Annotated in this window: 19 protein-coding genes; 7 read left to right on the top strand and 12 right to left on the bottom strand. The window is 62.0% G+C overall.

The window, feature by feature from the left end:
* The first annotated feature begins 6 nt into the window (after positions 1-6).
* Positions 7-1,437: an FAD-binding oxidoreductase gene (locus tag NKH98_RS13110; RefSeq protein ID WP_352898972.1), complete on the top strand. Its 1,431-nt coding sequence runs from the start codon at positions 7-9 to the stop codon at positions 1,435-1,437.
* A 185-nt stretch (positions 1,438-1,622) separates the two neighbouring features.
* The gene (locus tag NKH98_RS13105; protein WP_023674094.1) at positions 1,623-2,189 is read left to right on the top strand and encodes a DUF6101 family protein; all 567 of its coding nucleotides are present in this window, start codon (positions 1,623-1,625) and stop codon (positions 2,187-2,189) included.
* Here the strand turns inward: NKH98_RS13105 and ubiA are convergent, their stop codons facing one another.
* Entirely contained in the window at positions 2,190-3,173 is a 984-nt protein-coding gene (gene ubiA, locus NKH98_RS13100) for a 4-hydroxybenzoate octaprenyltransferase (protein WP_352898970.1), read from the bottom strand. It abuts the gene before it with no gap.
* A 156-nt stretch (positions 3,174-3,329) separates the two neighbouring features.
* On the opposite strand from ubiA, the gene purD reads away from it, so the two are divergent.
* Entirely contained in the window at positions 3,330-4,607 is a 1,278-nt protein-coding gene (purD, locus tag NKH98_RS13095) for a phosphoribosylamine--glycine ligase (RefSeq protein ID WP_352898967.1), read from the top strand.
* 21 nt (positions 4,608-4,628) lie between these two features.
* Here the strand turns inward: purD and NKH98_RS13090 are convergent, their stop codons facing one another.
* Positions 4,629-5,789 carry a glycoside hydrolase family 25 protein gene (locus tag NKH98_RS13090; protein WP_502894245.1) on the bottom strand — a complete coding sequence of 387 codons (1,161 nt, stop codon included), beginning with the start codon at positions 5,787-5,789 and terminating at the stop codon, positions 4,629-4,631.
* Between the two features lie 121 nt (positions 5,790-5,910).
* Complete coding sequence (locus NKH98_RS13085; RefSeq protein WP_352898964.1) at positions 5,911-6,141, bottom strand: hypothetical protein; 231 nt, start codon at positions 6,139-6,141, stop codon at positions 5,911-5,913.
* 224 nt (positions 6,142-6,365) lie between these two features.
* On the opposite strand from NKH98_RS13085, the gene NKH98_RS13080 reads away from it, so the two are divergent.
* On the top strand, positions 6,366-8,129 hold the full coding sequence (locus NKH98_RS13080) for an acyl-CoA dehydrogenase family protein (RefSeq protein WP_352898962.1): 1,764 nt from the start codon (positions 6,366-6,368) through the stop codon (positions 8,127-8,129).
* A 52-nt stretch (positions 8,130-8,181) separates the two neighbouring features.
* On the top strand, positions 8,182-8,934 hold the full coding sequence (locus NKH98_RS13075) for a crotonase/enoyl-CoA hydratase family protein (protein ID WP_352898958.1): 753 nt from the start codon (positions 8,182-8,184) through the stop codon (positions 8,932-8,934).
* Positions 8,935-9,024: 90 nt separating this feature from the next.
* Here the strand turns inward: NKH98_RS13075 and NKH98_RS13070 are convergent, their stop codons facing one another.
* The 4 genes from NKH98_RS13070 to pdxH form a co-directional block, all read right to left on the bottom strand.
* Entirely contained in the window at positions 9,025-9,240 is a 216-nt protein-coding gene (locus tag NKH98_RS13070; protein WP_352898955.1) for a hypothetical protein, read from the bottom strand.
* 254 nt (positions 9,241-9,494) lie between these two features.
* A complete protein-coding gene (locus NKH98_RS13065) occupies positions 9,495-9,788 on the bottom strand; it encodes a type II toxin-antitoxin system RelE/ParE family toxin (protein WP_254818423.1) in 294 nt (97 codons plus the stop codon).
* Positions 9,785-10,030 (bottom strand): CopG family ribbon-helix-helix protein, encoded by a 246-nt coding sequence (locus NKH98_RS13060; RefSeq protein ID WP_352898952.1) that lies wholly within the window; start codon positions 10,028-10,030, stop codon positions 9,785-9,787. The genes NKH98_RS13065 and NKH98_RS13060 overlap by 4 nt, the downstream gene beginning before the upstream one ends.
* Before the next feature lie 72 nt (positions 10,031-10,102).
* Positions 10,103-10,720, bottom strand: coding sequence for a pyridoxamine 5'-phosphate oxidase (gene pdxH / locus NKH98_RS13055; RefSeq protein ID WP_292663882.1), 618 nt, complete (start codon positions 10,718-10,720; stop codon positions 10,103-10,105).
* 39 nt (positions 10,721-10,759) lie between these two features.
* Between pdxH and NKH98_RS13050 the strand changes: the two genes are divergently transcribed.
* Together NKH98_RS13050 and NKH98_RS13045 are read left to right on the top strand one after the other, a co-directional pair.
* Complete coding sequence (locus tag NKH98_RS13050) at positions 10,760-11,221, top strand: RT0821/Lpp0805 family surface protein (protein WP_352898951.1); 462 nt, start codon at positions 10,760-10,762, stop codon at positions 11,219-11,221.
* 100 nt (positions 11,222-11,321) lie between these two features.
* Positions 11,322-12,248, top strand: a complete 927-nt coding sequence (locus tag NKH98_RS13045; protein ID WP_352898949.1) for a DnaJ C-terminal domain-containing protein — start codon at positions 11,322-11,324, stop codon at positions 12,246-12,248.
* Positions 12,249-12,394: 146 nt separating this feature from the next.
* On the opposite strand, the gene NKH98_RS13040 is transcribed toward NKH98_RS13045, so the two are convergent.
* From NKH98_RS13040 to NKH98_RS13020, 5 genes are all read right to left on the bottom strand, one after another.
* The gene (locus tag NKH98_RS13040; RefSeq protein ID WP_352898946.1) at positions 12,395-13,117 is read right to left on the bottom strand and encodes a hypothetical protein; all 723 of its coding nucleotides are present in this window, start codon (positions 13,115-13,117) and stop codon (positions 12,395-12,397) included.
* Positions 13,118-13,141: 24 nt separating this feature from the next.
* The gene (locus NKH98_RS13035) at positions 13,142-14,158 is read right to left on the bottom strand and encodes a gluzincin family metallopeptidase (protein ID WP_352898944.1); all 1,017 of its coding nucleotides are present in this window, start codon (positions 14,156-14,158) and stop codon (positions 13,142-13,144) included.
* 229 nt (positions 14,159-14,387) lie between these two features.
* On the bottom strand, positions 14,388-15,056 hold the full coding sequence (locus NKH98_RS13030; protein WP_352801442.1) for a TfuA-like protein: 669 nt from the start codon (positions 15,054-15,056) through the stop codon (positions 14,388-14,390).
* A 61-nt stretch (positions 15,057-15,117) separates the two neighbouring features.
* Entirely contained in the window at positions 15,118-16,266 is a 1,149-nt protein-coding gene (locus NKH98_RS13025; protein ID WP_352801443.1) for a YcaO-like family protein, read from the bottom strand.
* Entirely contained in the window at positions 16,266-19,433 is a 3,168-nt protein-coding gene (locus NKH98_RS13020; RefSeq protein ID WP_352898939.1) for an ATP-binding protein, read from the bottom strand. The genes NKH98_RS13025 and NKH98_RS13020 overlap by 1 nt, the downstream gene beginning before the upstream one ends.
* Positions 19,434-19,658 lie beyond the last annotated feature (225 nt).

Genomic DNA, 19,658 nt, shown 5'->3' with positions numbered 1-19,658 from the left:
CCACCCATGAACGACATTTCCCCCGACCTCGACCCCGCTGTCGTCGCGCGCTTTGCGGCAATCGTCGGCGACAAATATGCGCTGCGCGACCAGCAGGACATCGCGCCTTACCTCACCGAGCGGCGCGGACTTTGGCATGGCAGGACGGCTTTGGTGCTGAGGCCGGGGACCGTCGAGGAGGTCAGCCGCATCATGCGGCTGGCGACCGAAACCGGCACGCCCATCGTGCCGCAAAGCGGCAACACCGGGCTGGTCGGTGCCCAGGTGCCGGACGCATCCGGCCGCGAGATCGTGCTGTCGCTGTCGCGGCTGAACCGCATCCGCGAGATCGATACGCTGTCAAACACGGTGACGGTCGAAACCGGCGTCATCCTGCAGACGCTGCAGGAAGCGGCCGATGCCGCCGACCGGCTGTTTCCGCTGTCACTTGCCGCGCAAGGTTCCTGCCAGATCGGCGGCAATCTCTCCTCCAACGCCGGCGGCACCGGCGTGCTTGCCTACGGCAATGCGCGCGAGCTGTGCCTCGGCGTCGAAGTGGTGCTGCCGACCGGCGAAGTGTTCGACGATCTGCGCAAGCTGAAAAAGGACAATACCGGTTACGATTTGAAGAACCTGTTCGTCGGCGCGGAAGGCACGCTCGGCATCATCACCGCCGCCGTGCTCAAGCTTTTCCCCAAGCCGAAGGGGCGCGAGGTGGCGTTTGCCGGCCTGTCATCGCCGGAGGCGGCACTGTCGCTGTTCAGCCTGGCGATGGATCGTGCCGGGGCAGCGCTCACCGGCTTCGAGCTGATCGGCCAGAGGCCCTACGACTTTACGCTTGCCCACGCGCAAGGCGTGGTGCGGCCGCTGGCCGGCGATTGGCCGTGGTATGTGCTGATGCAGTTCTCGTCGGGCCGTTCGGCCGACGATGCCAGGGCCCTGATCGAGGAGGTGCTGGAGGCAGGCCTCGAGCAAGGCATCGTCGGCGATGCGGTGATCGCGGCAAGCATTGCCCAGGGCGACGCGTTCTGGAATTTCCGCGAGGTGCTGCCCGAGGCGCAGAAACCGGAAGGTGCCTCGATCAAGCACGACATCTCGGTGCCGGTGGCGTCAATCCCGCCATTCATCGAAAAGGCCGCCGGTGCCGTGCAGTCGGTCAGTCCCGGCGCACGCGTCGTCTGCTTCGGCCACATGGGCGACGGCAACCTGCACTACAACATCTCCCGGCCGGTCGACGGCGATGACGAAGCGTTTCTCGGCCTTTACCACGTCATGAATAAGGCCGTGCACGACGTCGTGCGCTCGTTTCATGGCTCCATCTCGGCCGAGCACGGCATCGGCCAGTTGAAGCGGGACGAATTGATCGCGACGGCACCGCCGATGACGATCGAGCTGATGCGCCGGGTGAAGGCCGCGTTCGACCCGGCCGGCATCATGAATCCCGGTAAGGTTATCTGATCCTTTCGCCGGCCTGCGCCGGTTCGCAATCCGATAACCATCCGCCCCGGATCAGCAAAATTTAACCGACTTTCTTAAGCGCGAGGATAAGAAGCTCGCGCTAATGTTTCTCCACAACGAGGCTGGGAAAACCGGCCCGGAGAACCGGAAACACCGGCTCTCAGGAGAAACAGGAAAGGCACGACATGAACACTGGACTGAAGCCAGTCTGGGCCGGGCGCAATATGCGCCTTGATCCATTCCGCCTGCCGCAGGTGGTGAGCTACGCGACGCGTGACGACTATGGCGACGTTACCTTCACCATCGACCAGCGCGGCGCGGTTATCCGCCGCACGCTGGAGATGAGCGGCGTGCCGGCGATCATCGCTCTGCCCGCCAACGCGTTTCGCGGCGTCGCCGCCCGCGCCATGGAGGATCCGGATGGCAATGTCACAGTGACGCTCGAGCTTCTGCACAACGACCCGATGCTGTCGGTGCCGCTGCTGGTCGCCGACGATCTCGACGATGTCGCCGCCGACTGGCGCGCCTGGGCCGACGCCTACCGCCTGCCGATGCTGCTGATCGAGGCCGACGGCATTGCCCGCACGCTGGAAGAATCGCTTGGCGCCGCCATCAAGGCGCTGCCGGCGCAGGACCGCCGCAAGGGTCGCGTCTCGACCATGCGCCGCCCGCGCTTCCTCGCCCGCCGCCGCGCCGGCGATCTCGGCCTCAGGCTGGTCATCGGCGGCGAGGAGCTGATTTCGCGAGAGTAGCTAAACCAGCGGCTTCAGCGCCACCCAGGCTGCGCCGCCGATCAGCCCGAGGAAGATCAGCCAGCCGACCTGGTTGTTCGATCTGAACAGCCTCAGGCACTGGTCCGGATCGTCGATGTCGAGCACGGCGATCTGCCGCGCCATATGCGCGCCGGCGGCGATCAGCCCGGCGAGCGCCGGCACCGGTGCCTGCGCCGAGGCAAAGGCAATGGCGAAGCAGACCAGCGCTCCGCCATAAAGCCCGGCCAGCCAGGCTTTGGTGTTATCGCCGAACAGGCGCGCCGTCGAGCGCACGCCGACGATGGCGTCGTCTTCCTTGTCCTGATGCGCATAGATCGTGTCGTAGCCGATCACCCACAGAATCGAGCCGATGTAGAGCATGATTGCCGGCCCATCGAGATCGCCGAACTCGACCACCCATCCCATCAGCGCTCCCCAGGAAAAGGCAAGGCCGAGAACCAGTTGCGGCCAATTGGTATATCGCTTCATGAACGGATAGATGGCGACGATGACCAGCGAGCCGATGCCCAGCGAGATGGCAAAGCTGTTGAACTGCAAAAGCACAGCGAGGCCGACCAGTGCCTGCAGGACAACAAACATCCAGGCCTGTCGGCGCGTGACCTTGCCGGCCGGCAGCGGCCGCGAGCGCGTGCGTTCCACCTGGTTGTCGATGTCCTCGTCGACCAAATCATTGTAGGTGCAGCCGGCGCCACGCATGGCGAACGCACCGAGAAAAAACAGCAGCAGGTACCACGGCGACGGCAGCAGCGAGAGCAGCGGATCCGTCAGACGCGGATAGGCGCTCGCGGCAAGTGCAGCCGACCACCAGCATGGCCACAGCAGCAATTGCCAGCCGATCGGCCGGTCCCACCGGGCAAGCTGCGCATAGGGCCACAACCCCCGCGGCAGCGCGCGATAGACCCAGTGGCCGCTCGGCGCATCGGCGACGCGGCCCTGGGCCGCTTTCGACTGGACGGTTTCCATTTTGCTGAAGTGGCAGCAGAGGCGAATGCCGTCAAGCGTCAAGCAGCCCCCGCACGCTCGCCGCGCGCAATCGGCGCTTCGGCAGCCAAATGTCTTGACCCGTCGGGCGCGGCGCAATAGCGCAGTCCTGGTCTTGGAATGACGAGGAATCTGGGCATGCGTGTTTTACTGATCGGCTCCGGCGGACGAGAACATGCGCTGGCATGGAAGATGGCGGCGTCACCGCTGCTGACCAAACTCTATGCGGTGCCCGGCAATCCGGGGATCGGCCGCGAAGCCGAGCTGGTGAGGCTCGATATTGCGGATCACACGGCGGTGGCCCGGTTTTGCCGCGAGAATGAAATAGACCTCGTCGTGGTTGGGCCGGAAGGGCCGCTGGTCGCCGGCATTGCCGACGACCTGCGCGCCGAGGGCATCCGCGTCTTCGGCCCGTCAAAGGCGGCGGCACGGCTGGAAGGATCAAAGGGTTTCACCAAAGACCTCTGCGCCAAATACGGCGTCCCGACCGCCGCCTATGGCCGCTTCGGCGATCTGGCTTCGGCCAGGGCGTATGTCGAGAAGACGGGTGCGCCGATCGTCATCAAGGCCGACGGCCTAGCTGCCGGCAAGGGCGTCACCGTCGCCATGACGCTTGACGAGGCGCGGACCGCGCTCGACGCCTGTTTTGATGGCTCCTTCGGCCAAGCCGGCACAGAAGTGGTGGTAGAGGAGTTTCTCGTCGGTGAAGAAGCAAGTTTCTTCTGCCTGTGCGACGGCACCACCGCGCTGCCCTTTGGCACGGCGCAGGACCATAAGCGCCTCAGTGACGGCGACACCGGCCCGAACACCGGCGGCATGGGCGCCTATTCGCCGGCGCCGGTGATGACGCCGGAGATGATCGACCGAACCATGCGCGAGATCGTCGAGCCGACCATGCGCGGCATGGCTGAAACAGGCGCTCCGTTTTCCGGCGTGCTGTTCGCCGGGCTGATGATTACTGACAAGGGGCCGAAGCTGATCGAATACAACACCCGTTTCGGCGACCCGGAATGCCAGGTGCTGATGATGCGGCTGAAGGACGATCTGCTCGTCCTGCTCAACGCCGCCGCTGACGGCCAACTGGCGCACACCTCGGTGCGCTGGCGCGACGACGCGGCGCTCACCGTGGTGATGGCGGCCAGGGGTTATCCCGGAACGCCGGAAAAGGGCTCGGTCATCCGCGGTGTCGAGGCGGCGGCGGGTGAGGGCGTCGAGATATTTCATGCCGGCACCGCGATAAACGGCGGCGCACTCGTCGCCAATGGCGGTCGCGTGCTCAACATCACGGCGACCGGCCGCACCGTCGGCGAGGCGCAGAAGAAGGCTTACGCCGCGCTCGACAGGATCGACTGGCCGCAAGGCTTTTGCCGCCGTGATATTGGCTGGCTGGCACTGGCGCGCGAGCAGTCGAACTGACGCTTCAGGCGGCCTCCGGCCTCAGTGCAGGCCGCGGTAGAATTCGGTCGAGACGGTGCTGACCGCACCGGCGGCGGAGACAATTCCAGGGTCCGATGCCGCACGCTTTTCGTTTCGCATCCAGGCGACATATTCGGCAATCCCGCGGGGAAGGCTCGGCGCCGTCTTCGCAGCCGGCATTTGAAAGCCGCTGCTGAAGCTGGCCAAGCGCGCCCTGAATACCGCGACCAGTTGCTCGAGGCTCGGGGGTGCTGCCACGGTGGCGTAGGTCATGGCAGTGCCAGCGAGCCCCGCCTCGCGTGAGAGCGGCACCGGTATCAAGGCGAGATAATCCGGCTGCACGTCGATCAGGCCGCCGAACGGCCACTGCGCGCGCAATTCCGTCGCGTTCATCGGCGCGACGCTGACGTCGATATCGTTGGGTGTGCCCGCGACCCGGTAGGGACAGCGGAACCGGCCGCAATTTGCTCGCGCCGAAAACTGCCAGAGCGCATAGCCCTGCCAGTTGCCCATCGGAAAATGCAGGCCGATGTCTGGCTTGTAGCGCGCATACCACAGCGGCAGCCGGGACAGGAGCGGGTATTTATACTTGTTGTCGGCGATATGCCGGGCTGTCGTGCCGTTGGTGTAGAGCACCGGAAAGCGGCCAACCCGACGATGCACATGGCGCACGAATTCCTCGGCATCCTCGAGCGACATCCATTGGGTGGGGTCATCGTCCTCGATATCGAGGGCAAGCAGGTCATCCGGCCCGGGTTTCACGAAATTGATGAAATTATTGGCCTGTCCCACGGGGTTGCCGGGGCGGGCGAGATGATAGGCACCCCATTTCAGGCCCAGTGCCTTGGCCACCACCTTGCGCGTCTGGAACAGTTCCTGTGCCATCGCATGGCGTTTCCAAAGCGTCTTGCACAGCCGCAGCTCGGTCTCGTCGCCGAAACAGAAATAGGGTGGCGGCATTCCGTCCGATGCCTTGTTGATGAAGCCGACAAGACGCTTGTCGTCGGCTAGCCGGGTCCAGTCGATGGAATTGTATTCGTAGGCGTCGACGACCAGCGCCCGGTCCGCATCCTTCCAAGGTTCGGAAAAATCCGAGGCCTTTGCCGGCGTCAGCGCCAGCGTCATCGCGGCCGCGACAAGGAGGAGCGCTGAGCGGACAAGGGGGCGCGCCGGCGTTTTCAAACAGCAGATCCTTGCTGGCCAAAGCCAAATACTGAACCGCCATGGTTAAGGAAATGCTCTCGATCGCGGCCCGGGGACGCCACGGCTCGGACAGCTTCTCCGTCGATGGTTTTGATGGTCGTCAATGTCGAGAGCGGGTTTGAAACGGGTCGGGCGCCGGCACTTGCGACAGCGTTCCCGCCGTCTCGCGCTTACGGTGATGGGCGAGCGAGCATTGCGGCGAGCACAATATGCCGCGATCAGACCAATAGGCTGCTCCGTTCTCCATCTTACCTTCATGATAGCGAAACCCGGCCGCCCGGTAGGGCAGGCCGCATTCGATGCAGCGATAGGCGTCAGGTCTGGCGAGCACGGACGGTCCGATCCGGTGTTCCTGATTCCGCCGGTTGAACTTATCCCGGCTTTTGCCGAATTTAGCCTGCGTCGCAGCAATTGGCAAAATCCGCGTGACAAAGTTTGACGTTTACGTAAAAAGAAGATCGCCAGGGAGGCCGAAAGCAGATGATTTTGCCTCGGCACGGGTCTTAAGTAGACCTTTCGAACTGAGGGCGGCCGGACTGAGGAGGAGCGAGCGCCATGTATCGGGCACCGGTCGAGGAAATCGCCTTCACCCTGAAGCATGTCGCCGGCCTGAAGCCGGCGCTCGACGCCGGCAACTTTGGCGAACTCGGCGAGGACGTCGTCGACGCCATTCTGGCCGAGGCCGGCCGCTTCGCCAGCGAGGAGGTGGCGCCGCTTTACACGATCGGCGACCGGCACGGCTCGGTGCTCGACGGCGCTGCCGTCACTACCCCGCCCGGCTGGAAGGAACTTTATCGCCGCTGGATCGGCGGTGGCTGGAATGCGCTGTCGGCGCCGGAAGCGTATGGCGGCCAGGCGCTGCCGGCCACGCTCGGCGTCGCCGCGCTTGAAATGTGGAACTCCGCCTCGATGGCGTTCGGCATCGCCCCGACGCTGACCATGGGCGCGGTCGAAGCACTCGACAAGCATGGTTCGCAGGCACTCAAGGCCAGATATCTGGAAAAGCTGGTCTCCGGCGAATGGATGGGCACCATGAACCTGACCGAGCCGCAGGCAGGCTCGGACCTGAATGCCTTGCGAACCCGCGCCGAACCGGCCGGCGACGGCACCTACCGCATCTTCGGGCAAAAGATATTCATCACCTATGGCGAGCACGATTTCACCGACAACATCATCCATCTGGTGCTGGCGCGGCTGCCGGACGCACCGCCCGGCACGCGCGGCCTGTCTTTGTTCCTGGTACCGAAATTCCTCGTCGGAGACGATGGCGCGCTGGGCGCACGCAACGACGTCTTCTGCTCCGGGCTGGAGCACAAACTGGGCATCCACGCTTCGCCGACCTGCACGATGATCTATGGCGATGGCTTCGAAGGCGCTGCGCCCGGCGCGATCGGCTGGCTGGTCGGCGAGGAGAACAAGGGCCTCGCCTGCATGTTCACCATGATGAACAATGCGCGCCTTGCCGTCGGCATGCAGGGCGTCGCGGTCGCTGAGGCGGCGATGCAAAAGGCGCTCGCCTATGCAAACGACCGCCGGCAAGGCAAGGCGGCAAGCTATCGCGGTGCCGGCATGGCGCCGATCGTGCATCACCCCGACATCCAGCGCAGTCTTCTAACCATGAAGGCGCTGACCCAGATTGCCCGCGCCATCTGCTATTCCTGCGCCCACGCCATCGATCTCGCGTCGCGGAGCGAGGATGCAAAGCACTGGCAGGAGCGCGCCAATCTTTTGACGCCGCTGGCCAAGGCGTTTTCCACCGATGTTGGCGTCGAGGTCGCCTCGCTTGGGCTGCAGGTGCATGGCGGCATGGGGTTCATCGAGGAGACGGGGGCAGCAGCGCTTTATCGCGACGCGCGCATTGCACCCATTTACGAAGGCACCAATGGCATCCAGGCGATCGATCTGGTGACGCGCAAGCTGCCGCTCGGCGGCGGTCAGCATGTGCATGGCTACATCGCCGAGCTCAAGGCCGTCGCCGATGCGGTGCGAGCGTCGAACCTTGAAGGCTTTGGCCGCACCGCCGATCGCCTCGACCAGGCGCTTGATGACCTGTCACAGGCGAGCCGTTTCCTGCAAGACCTGCAGGCTGAAGGCCGTCCGGACGAGGCGTTGGCGGGCGCCACACCTTATCTCAGGCTGATCTCGCTTGCCGCCGGCGGCGCCTATCTGGCGCGCGGCGCGCTTGCCGACCAAAGCCGCATCGCGCTGTGTCGGTTCTTCGCCGAGAACCTGCTTGGCGAAGTGGGCGCGCTCAAGGAGCGCGTCATCGGCGGCGCCTACAGCCTTGCCGTTGCCGGCAAAGCGCTGATTTCAGCCTGACGTTCGCACGCGCCGAAATTCACAAAGGCCCAAATTCACAAAGGACCAATCCGTGACAGACCACATCCTCGTCGAACGCCAGGGTGCCATCCAGATCATCCGCATGAACCGTCCGGACAAGAAGAACGCCCTGACCCGCGCTATGTACGCGACGATGTCGGCGGCTCTTGTCGGCGGCGACGCCGATCCGGCAATCCGCGTCCATGTCTTTCTCGGCGTGCCCGGTGCCTTCTCGTCCGGTAACGACCTTGCCGATTTCATGGTCGTCGCCTCGGGCGGCGACAGCGGCACCGAAGTCTGGGATTTCCTGATGGCGCTGGCCAAAGCGGAGAAGCCGATGGTTTCCGGCGTCGACGGCATTGCGGTCGGTATCGGCACCACGCTCAACCTGCATTGCGACCTGACCTTCGCCACGCCGCGCACAATGTTCCGGACGCCCTTCGTCGATCTCGGCCTTGTGCCGGAGGCCGGATCGAGCCTGCTCGCACCGCAGATCCTTGGCCGGCAAGGCGCCTTCGCGCTGCTTGGCCTCGGCGAGGGCTTTTCGGCCGAGCGCGCCAAGGCCGCCGGGCTGATCTACGAGGTGGTCGAGGAAGAGGCACTCGAAGCATCGGTATTGGCGGCCGCGGGCCAGATCTCGGCCAAACCGCCGCAAGCGCTAAGGATCGCGCGCGACCTGATGCGCGGCTCGCGCGACGACCTTGTCGAACGCATCGGCAAGGAAAGCCACCATTTCCGCGAGCGGCTCACATCCGATGAGGCCCGCGCCGCCTTGACGGCCTTCATGACCAGGAAAAAGGCCTAGACCGTCCGGCCTTGTCTCGCATCGTGGACCCGCCGGCAGCAACCGACGGGCGGTTTCGCCATGCTCTCTTTGTCACATCGCCATTTTTTGTCACATCGCCATTTTTTTACGTTCGGCCTGGGCCTTTGCCGAAGACGTGTCGATCATGAATGTCTTGCCTTTGGCGTCGGTCATCAACATCATGCAATGCTTGATCGGTTTCGCCATTTTCATCATTTCGGCGCTCATCTTCGCGTCTGGCATCATGGTGCCCATATGCCCATCGGGCATGATCGCCATGACCTCCCCACCCTTCATCATCGTCATTGTCCCCATCGCCTCCTCCGCAAAGGCCTGCGAAGCGAAAAGGCCGACGAGACCGGCTATCGTGACCAACCTGAGTGAATGCATTGCTTCCTCCTGAATTTGCGCCAGCGGCGCGTTGAGCCCTTTCCTGGTTCGTTGCGGCACGCTGGAACGTTTCACGCACACGAGATCGTGATCGTGGGATTGGAAACGCCAGGTCTCTATAGCCCGGCATGGGTCGCGCAGGAGCCTGATCTCCTGTGTCTCGATGCGACTTACATGGTCTGCGGCCAGCGCTGCGCGGCGTGCATGACGGTGAGGATTTCGACAGTTTCGCCGTCGATGCGACAAGGGACGATATACGGCACATCGACCAAGACGAGTTCCCGTGTCCCCTTGATGCGCCCGATGCGCCCCATCGCCGGCTGTTCGGTGAGATGTTCCGCCGCCGTTACGATACGCGCAATGATCCTCGCGGCCGCCTCCGGATTGTCTTTCTCAACATGCGTGCCGATTTCATCAAGCCGCCGCAACGCCCGCTTGGTCCAGCGGATTCGCTTATGGCTCATGCCTGGCGGGTGGATTTAACGTATTTTCTAACGACAGCCTCTACGTCGCTGGCACCCGCAAGATCGCCTTGCGAGGCTTCAGCCAATCCTGCCTCTATCTCGGCGAGTTGCCATTCCTCACGGGCTACAAAATCCTCAATGGCCTTCGCAGCCACGTAGGAGCGCGAGCGGTCGAGCTTCTCGGCAAGCCGGTCTAGCCGGTCTGCAGTTTCGTCACGAACGCGCACGGTAAAAGCCGTCATGGCCACATTCCTCTGGTTCATTATGATTATTAGTGAACCAAAGTGGTTCGTCAAGGATTGCCGCATCGTCCTCTACGGATAAAGCCTCACCTTGTCCCAGCCGCCCTCGGCGTTGCGCGAAAAGACGACACGGTCGTGCAGCCGGAACGGACGGTCGTGCCAGAACTCGATGGTCTGCGGCACGATGCGGAAGCCCGACCAGTGTTTTGGCCGCGGGATGTCGCCGATCGCGTGGCGCGCCGTGTATTCGGCGACCGCCTTTTCCAGCGCGAAGCGGCTTTCCAGCGGCCGCGACTGCTTGGAGGCCCACGCGCCGATGCGGCTGCCGCGCGGGCGCGTCGCGTAATAGGCATCGGCTTCGGCGTCGGTGACGATCTCCACCGGGCCGCGCGCCCGCACCTGCCGGCGCAGCGATTTCCAGTGGAAGCACATCGCCGCTTTCATGCTGCCCAGGATCTCGCGGCCCTTGGCGCTCTCGAAATTCGTGTAGAAGACAAAGCCGCCCTCATCGAAGCCCTTGAGCAGCACCATGCGCACATTCGGCATACCCTCGGCGTCGACCGTCGCCAGCGCCACGCTGTTGGGGTCGTTGATCTCGCTCTTTGTCGCGTCGTCGAGCCACGCCGCAAAAAGCCGGAACGGCTCCGCTGCCTCGGTAAAGTCACCGCTTGTTAACCCGGTTTCGCTCATAGTTTTCCCAAATTTGTCGCCGGCTGGGGAGATTGCCGATTGTCGCGTATCGCGCAAGCTTTTGACAGTGGGCAATGGAGTGTTATCGCTTCGGCCAGCGCCAAAGCCATGATCGTGACAATCATCCTGCCGCTTGCCGCCTGTGGCGGGGGCGGCTTCAGTCTGGAGCAGACGGAGGTCGACCGCTCGATACTCACCTCGAGCACGCCGGCCTCGGTCACGCCGCTCGATCAGGACCGCGCCTCCGACCAGGCCACGATCCGCAACGCCGTGTCCTCCGCCGACGTCGAGCAACTGGCCGGGCAGGCCGTTCCGTGGGCGAATGCCGATACCGGCTCGCGCGGCTCCATCACCGAGCTCGCGGAATTCAGGGCTAACGGCGAGACATGCCGTCGCTTCACCGCTTCACGCGAGAGCTTCGACGGCGTCGCGCTGTTCAAAGGCGAAGTATGCCTGGCCGGCGGCAACGCCTGGCGAATGCAGGATTTCAAGGCGCTCTGATTTTCCGCCGGAGACATAGTGGTAAACCACTGGAATTTCTTCCTATGCAAGCGCATATAGGAGGCGATCATGGAACCACTCCTTCTCCAGGGCAGTAAGCATGCGCGACCCCTATGAGGTGCTGGGCGTTGCCAAGAACGCATCGGCCAAGGACATAAAATCGGCGTACCGGAAGCTCGCCAAGAAGTATCATCCGGACCAGAATCCGGATCCCAAGGCAAAGGAGCGTTTTGCCGCCGCCAACCAGGCTTACGAGATCGTCGGCGACGAGAAGAACCGGGCGGCTTTCGATCGCGGTGAGATCGACGCCGAAGGCAAACCGCGGTTCCAGGGTTTCGAGAGTGCGGCCGGCGGCGCCGATCCTTTCTCCGGTTTCCGCCGGCAGCAAGGGCCGGGCGGCGCGCATTTCGAATTCCGCACCGGCCGTCCCGGCGGTGATCCGTTCGACGGCAACAGCGACATCTTCAGCCAGATCTTCGGCGATGCTTTTAGCCAGCAGCGCGGAGCCGGCATGGGCGCCGGCCGCCGGATGCCGACCGCAGCCGACCTCAACGTCACGCTGGACGTCACCATCGAGGAGGCCGCAACCGCCCAGAAGGTGACGGCGATGTTCCCCGACGGCCGCAAGGTGGCGGTCAAGCTGCCGGCCTATGTCGAGGACGGTCAGACCATCCGGTTGAAAGGCCAGGGTGAGCAAGGACCGGGGCAGCCGGGCGATGCACTGGTCAAGATCCGTTTCCGCCGGCACCCGCGCTACCGCGTCGAGGGCCGCGACCTGCATGTCGACCTGCCGGTGGAACTGGCCGATGCGGTGCATGGCGCCAAAGTGGCGGTCGAAACCCCGACCGGCAGGATTGCGGTCAATGTTCCCCCTTGGTCGAGCTCGGACAAGGTTCTGCGGCTGAAGGGAAGGGGCCTGCCGGAAAAGGCCGGCGGTCACGGCGATCTCTACGCGCATGTGCGACTGATGCTGCCGGAAGGCGGCGACGCCGAGCTCGAGGCGCTGATGCGCCGGCGAAAGAGCTGACGGTCGAAAAGGCCGGCGCTGATATCATGTGTGAAACGCGGACATGAGTGGTTTCATGCCGTCGATTATCGACAGGAAACGAGCAACCAGCGCCACTGGGGTAGCCGACCACAACTCGCGATCGGTCATGCGCGCACTCGCGTCTATCAGTCGCCGAGTCTTCCCCCGCGGTGCCCCATCATCATCCGGGAAGCATACATCGTGGGCGAGCGCTTGCCGGGCAGATTTGCATCGAGAACGATCTGTTCGACGAACCCCTGGTTCATTTCGAATTCCACGCACTCATCAAGCTTGTCGACGATCCAGAGAAGATAATTGTCTGCTGAATTTCGGTCGTTAGGGTCAGCTTTCTTATCAAATCCGCAGTCGTCAATAGGTATGGGTTGAGGTGCGGCAGGAATAAGCATGATTTTTGGCTTTGGAAGGTCATAGCAATGACCTTCATACGAATAACCCACGATGATGCCGCATGATAGGGGCGCTTCCTGTTTCACCATTTCGTTAAGTGAAATTACGCTTGAAATTACAATTAATCCGAACTTTCGTATGTCCAAAGATATTTGTGTTGCATATCCAATACCATCTGGAAATATACTAGAGCTTTTAGCTATTAAATTGGCTACTTGACCATCTGTAAGCTTACCTTTTTGGCTAATATATTGGAATTGCTCTTTAATCTTTTCATTGTTACTGAGGTCATCCATTGTAGATTTTACGGCTATATCGAATTGATCCCCCGAAATGCTTTTCTCCTCTCCGGGGAGCAATAATTCGCTTCCGTTTGGGGAAATACCATAGAGTCTGACCTGAGTTGCATTGTACGCGCTCTGTGGGAAGGTTAGTGTGGGCCTTTGACAGTCGGCACTCATTTCCGCGCTCCTCTATCCGTTGCTTCATAAAATTTCCCGCCATCTGAAGTTCTCTTCGAAGCTTGCCGCTATCGCCGGGCGGATGCGTTCGGACACTTCGATGATGGTGGAGGCTGCGACTGCGAATGTGAGATGATCGGCATCGAGGCGCGTCCACGCGCGCGCGAGCGAAAGCGCGACATCGTCGCGCGCCTTGATTAGCTCGGTCTTGAAGAGGAACGGACGGGCTCGGAATGCATCGCCCGTGAAGTTAGAGATGTTCTGCATGTCGGCCTCGCCAACCTGTCTGATGTCGAAGCGAAGCAGGCGCTCGTCGGCGAGGCCCTGCCCCACCAGGCCGGCGTGGTAGAGATCGACCAGGGTATCGAACACCGCTCCCGTGAATGGCCGAGACCTGTCATGAATCTCTTCGGTCACTTCCGTCATCTTGCGTGAGTTACTGGCAAGGCGGATCTGGCGGTCGCCCGTCAATTCGGCGATGCGGTTGAGCTCGTTGAGGACAAGCAGGTTTGCCTGGCTATGCCGTAACAATCGATCCATCCCGCTGTCGAAATGCAGGAACGAAAGCAGCGAAATAAGATCGGCGTTGGCTTCGTGGAACGGCCCGAAGTCGCCGTCCTGCAGGCCTTTCATGGGCATCCCGAAGAGAGAAAAGAGTATGGAGTGACCTATTTCATGCGCGATCACGTCGAAGTTGAGAGCGTACGGATGGCCGTGCCCGTCGGCTCCGCGCTCGCGGCCAAGCTCCAGATAGCCATACCCCGATTGCGCATTCTCCCACTCAATCCAGGGAATGATCTCAAGCCGCTCGTATGTTTCGGCGAAGTACCAGATAATCGGTTTGCCCAGATAGCTTTCCCAGATGTCGAGCACCCGGCTCGCAGCCGCGAACGCATGGGCTGCCAGGAACTGACGCGACTGAAGAGAGAGCTGGTCGAAATGACCATCAAAGCCGGGTTCGGCTGGTGGAAAATACGCGCCGACGAAGGGCGGCAGGTAGGGATATTCGTACGGCTGCTTGTCCAGCACGGGATCACGCACGTATATACGATGATCCTCCGGGCCCGCATGGATCAAACCAGGCGATGTTGAAATCCAGACCACCTCGGGTTTCTCGTAACCAGAAACGTAAGGCGCTTGTGGATATAGCAGGAAGCGTGTTCCAGCCGACATCCCCGCCCGACCCTGCGCGGCCCCTCTCATAGTCGGCGACACTAGCACGAAGCCTGCACTTCGTAAATTGCACCAGGTATCACCGGCAACTCTGTCGTCAGATTGCTAAGCCGGCGTCCTCCAAATCTTGGGCAAACGCGACCGTCATTCTGAAACTCTTCAATTCCGCCGGCACGAATGCATTTTCGTGCATGAGTTGCATAGCTGACAGTGCGTCGCGTTTCTTTTGCTGAACGAAAGCCCCTGCGAGAATTTGCCGGCAGGCTTCGATATCATGGTCACCGGCTTCCGGTAATGCCTCGCGGACCATTCGCGACAGCGTACGTTCCCTAAAATTGAGGTTCCGGGCCGCGTTCTCAAGCTTTCCTGACAAATCGGTGGAGATCAGGTTCCGCCTCAAAGCGGCGCGGATGGTCATTCGCAAATCAACCAAAGCGTGCGTTAATGGCGAAAAATTCACCGCCTTCGGACCGTACAGCACTGCCACTGCGTCATCAGGCAGAAAAGCAAAGCGGCGGTACCATCGATAGATAAGGCCAACGCCGTGCATGTACGGGTAAAGCTCGGCGGCTCGCAGGGCTCCCATGCTTCCAGCACCAATCACCGGGATGGCCTGGCTGATCGCCCACAGTATTTCCTTGTGCCTCACTGCCGGCTCAGCCTGGAAAGCGCCGTCTATGATGACAATTGCAGCCGGGTCATAACGCTGCACCGCGGCTATGATCGAGCCTTGCACCGCAGGTGCCAGGCAGATAACGTCGGCCACCTGCTGTGCCTCTGGATGCGGTAGCGTGGGGCCGGTGAAAACGAGCCGAGGTCGCATCCGGTCACTCCACTAAAGGGTACAATTGCGGGATAACTATCCTGACGGCCGACAGTCGGTTCCAAGGGCTGGTGTTGAGGCGGATCAGATACACCGCGCTGATTCCGCTTTCCTCCAGTCGTGCGAGAAGACTGCCACGCAAGGTCTGCCCGCTCGCCGCTCGATCGGCAGGCTGGCGGGCGAAACTCACGTCCTTGCGGCCGCCGATGATCAGCTGGCGGTGCGCCTCGATAAGCTGCCAGTCGGGATATTTCGGATAAGACGCCCGGGTCATGTCGTCGCGCGCACCCGAGATCGCCGCAAGCCGCGCCTGCGCCGCCTCATGGATCGCTTGGACGGCAGCTGCCGCCGGATCGAATGCAGCGGCCGAGCCGTCGGCCGGCAGATGGAGCAATGCCGTCTCGCGAGGATTGCTCTCCATCAGATGGCACCAAATCACAGGCAGGCCAACAGGCGACGGCGCAAACCAAAGGCCGACGATCATGTCCTTTCGTGCAAGTTCATCCAAAAGGGCCACGACCCTTGCGTCATCGATGGTCGCTGGATCGATTCGCTGGTGTTGCAGAAAACCATGCGTCTTGAGAGCGCGGGCGATCGCATCGCGTTCGACGCATTCCAATATGCCGTGTATGATGGCGTCTGCTTCATCAAGCGCGGCCGCCAGTCCGGTTGTCGTTGGCGTGAAAATTCCGTCACAGGGGGTGGGCGGTACGAGATAGGCCGTGTGCACCAATTCCAGCGGAACGAAGTCGCGGCCGCCGCCCAGCAGGTTCTCCGCCTCCATCCAAGCGATTTCTCGGCCGCGCCAATCAGCAGGGGCGGGCTCTCGCAGCCACGTCTCAAATCGCCCGTAGGGTATCCCGAGTAACCTGGCCGAAGCGTAAGCTGCATCAAGATATTCGATGCGCTCGGCGAAAAAGCTCTCAGCGGATTCCAAAATGGCCGATATGGCAGCGCGAGCCAGGCTGGCACCCTTTCCCTGCGCGACCGCGTTTGAAAACGAGAACGGCCTCGTTGCCTGCACGACCGGGATGCCGAGACGGTCCAGGCCGGTAATGTCCGCAATACGGGTGATTCCCAACGCTTGGCGCATCGACATCAGATACGTCAGCGCTTCGTCTGCCGGAGGACCAAGGCGCTCATATTGTTCCACTATCGGCTGGCCCGCAGTTCCGGCTCAGGGTTGACGATCAGCGGTTCGCCGGGCTCAATCGACTTCCTTGCCGCTTCGACACGGTCGTTGTAGCTCCGAAACAGTACGGGCGAGAGATTTGACGCGCTGAGCGTCTCGTAGGCCGCGATGAGGATGGGCACGGCATTTTGCTCGGCTGCAGTATTGAGGCTCTTCTCAAGGGCAGATGCCACCTGGCCAGCTGCCGCGCCGTCAAGGACGAGAAGTTGTGCAATTCGCCGGTGTAGTTCCGCCAGCCAATATCGACTGCCACCCGCCTCGGCCTGCGCCACCGCCGAATGAAGCAGGGCAAGCGCGTCACTGATCTCACCCGAGCGCGCGAGAAGTTCCGCCAGCATGCCGCAATAGACGGGCTCGTCCTCAGGTGTCTGCACTTGTCCATGCAGGCCGAGGGCCTCACGCATCTTGTCCTTGCCCCGCTCGAGGTGGCCAGCGTTGCCATCGCACCAGCCCTCGAAGATTTGTGCCGAGACGACTAGCGAAGGCAGGTGATGAAGCGCGGTCAGCTGCCGCAGATCCTCAATCACGTCACGCAACGAAGCGAAGTCGCGGCGATAGCAACTCAGCATCGCGCCGTTGATACAGGCATGCGCAATGCTGCTGACATGGCCAGTCTGCTGAGCCCAGCGGCGGGCCTCCGACATGGAGCGGAGAGCGCTCGTTGCACGTCCCGAGAACCACAGCGACAGTGCACGATGCGCCAAGCCGCACACGCGCGCGTCGTGCCCCCCAAAACGCGTGGCATTCGCGTGCCCCTGGCCCACGTCATAGTGCGGCAATCCAGCATCAACCGCGGCTATGCATCCACCATGGTCTCCGCGATTGAAATCGACTGCCCACAAGCAGTGCCTAGCCTGGAGCTGAATCTCGGGGTCGTTAACCTCCTTTAGATCACTGACGACGGCCTGCGCCCGCTCGCCATCAACGACCGAACCCGTGAACCACCAACCCCAATAGATCGGGAACCACTTGGCGCGCTCCGCTATCGGCCGACGCCGTGCGAAATTTACGCCTTCGTCGTAGAGCCTGCGGGCATGCTCGGAATTTGGGCCTTCGACAGCGGTCAATATCGGCCCGAGCGCAACCATCGCCGAGAGCCGCAGCGCATCCCGTTTGTCATGATCAGAAACCTGCCCGCAAAGCGCAATGGCGTGCTCGAGCAGCTGCCTTGCCTCAGCCATAGCCGAGCGGGACGAGCTTTCCATGCCGGCATTGACGAACTCGCCGATCGCTTCGTCAAGCAGGCCGCCTCGCTCAGCATGATCTGCAAGAGCTGCCGTTGTTAGCCAGCCAACGAGGCTGCGGTTGCCACTAGCCACCGCATAAAGACGCTGATGCAGGATCCGGCGCCGTTTCCGCAGTGTTCCACTATAGATCGTTTCTTGGATAAGCGCATGCCGAAACGCGTACACTGTTGCCGCTGCATGCCTGGCGCGTATGAAGCCAGCCTCGGCCAGGGCATTGAGCGCCGCAGAGATTGTGCCCGGGTCAAATTCCGGCAAGAGCGCCGACAGCAAGTCCAGGCTGAATCTGTTGCCGGCGACGGCGGCCGCGCGCGCCACCTCGCGGGCGCGGCCGAGAGGCTCGAGCCGGGCGTCCAACACTGTTTCCAACACCGCCGCGCGGCCGAGCGAAACACCCTGTGGCAGGTGCTCAGTACCGCTACCGGCATTCTCCGCCATCCATTGGCAAACCTCCTCGATGAACAGGGGTACACCGCCGGTGACGCGCTCGACCAACTCTATCAGCTCAGGCGCGGGCGCTCGTTTGCCTTGAGGCCACATCGTCGCGATTGCCCGCAAGGTGTCGGCATGCTCAAGGGGAGCGAGCAGGACATGCTTGCTTTTTTCGTCCAGCCAGTCGCCAGATCCCGGCCTCGTCGTTGCGATCAAGAGCACGGGGCAACTAGGAACCAGTTTTGCAAGTTCACCCAGCAGTTGCTTCGACGTAAGGTCGATCCAGTGAATATCTTCAACGATCAAGATCACTGGGCCACTGGCGCACGTTGCTTGTAACGCATGGCGCGCAGCCCAACCGGCCTTCTCTCGGATCACTTCCGGATCCATCTCATGGAAACCGGACCTCGCGCCTTCCACGCCGAGCAGAAAAGAAAAGATGTCGACGACTTCGGCGTCGTGAATGTCATGTGCTGCGAACACCTCTGCTACAAGCGCAGGGGTGAGTGCACGCTCGCCATCGTCGAAATTGCCCAGCATCGCCTGCCGCAGTGGATACAGCGTCGAACGCGAGTCGCCTGGCATACATTGGAAGAGGAGCAACCTGTTGCGTTGGAAACGCGTTCGCCGGCGCACCTCGTGTAGGATGCGCGACTTGCCAATGCCGGCCTCGCCCTCGATCACTACGACTTGGCCACGTCCCGAAACGGCCTCATTCCAACATTCGTGGATCAGCTCGGCCTCATCCGTACGGTCGACCAAGGGACTGGTGAGGCGTCCGAACGCGGAGAAGCGGTCTACCCCCCGCTTGTGACTCAGCGCCTGCCAGACCTGCTCGGGTTGCGCGAAGCCTTTGATGACGTGAGAACCGTAGAAGCTAAATACGTGTGAGCGCCGTGCCAGATTGCGCGTCTCGTTGCACACGACGACGGTATCCGGCCGGGCAATTGCCTGCAGCCTGGTTGCCAGCGCAAATGCAGGGCCGGTTACCGTGTCCTGCGCTACAGCGGTGTCGCCCTTCAGGATCAGCGTCATCGAGGTCGCCACACCGACCCTTACATGCAGGTCGCTCCTCCCTTTCTCCGCGGCAAGGAGCTTGCACGCCCTGACGATCTCAAGTCCGGCGCTGATCGTCAGCGACGCCGCATCCTTCGCACCCAGATCGACTGGGAACACAGCGACGCCGCCGTCGCCGACCTCGACCGTCACGGTTCCGGAGCACGATACAATCGCTTCCTTGGCGGCCATTTGAAACGCCAAGATAAGTTCCTCAAAATCTTCGATGCCGAGCAGGCCCAGCAGCTCGGTGGAGCCTACGAGATCGTAGCAAAGAGCGGTTAGTATGCGCCGTTCGTGACGGGTCTCGACACCGTCATCCATCAACCCTTTGCCGATCGGAAGGCGCGAGCCAGTCCCCGCCTTCGGAACATCAACTCGGCTCTTATGCGACATGTCACCCTCGCTGACAGGGCATACTATCAAAAGTATGACAGAGCACAAATTACTGAGCGGCGATCGCCGGAAGGTGCGACGGCTGCTCAGGACCTCTCGCCTGTGGGTTGGCGGACTCAACGTCAAATTTTTTGTCCAAAGGCAGACATTCGACGGCCTAAGCCCAGACGTCCGCTCCCGGCGCACCGCAAAGCGGTCGTCCACGGCCCAAAGTATGGAAGTCGG

The sequence above is a fragment of the Mesorhizobium sp. M0833 genome (assembly GCF_040319905.1).
Classification (GTDB): Bacteria; Pseudomonadota; Alphaproteobacteria; order Rhizobiales; family Rhizobiaceae; genus Mesorhizobium.
The sequence above is the reverse complement of the archived record's forward strand: the minus strand, read 5'-3'. Positions and strand labels throughout refer to the sequence as shown.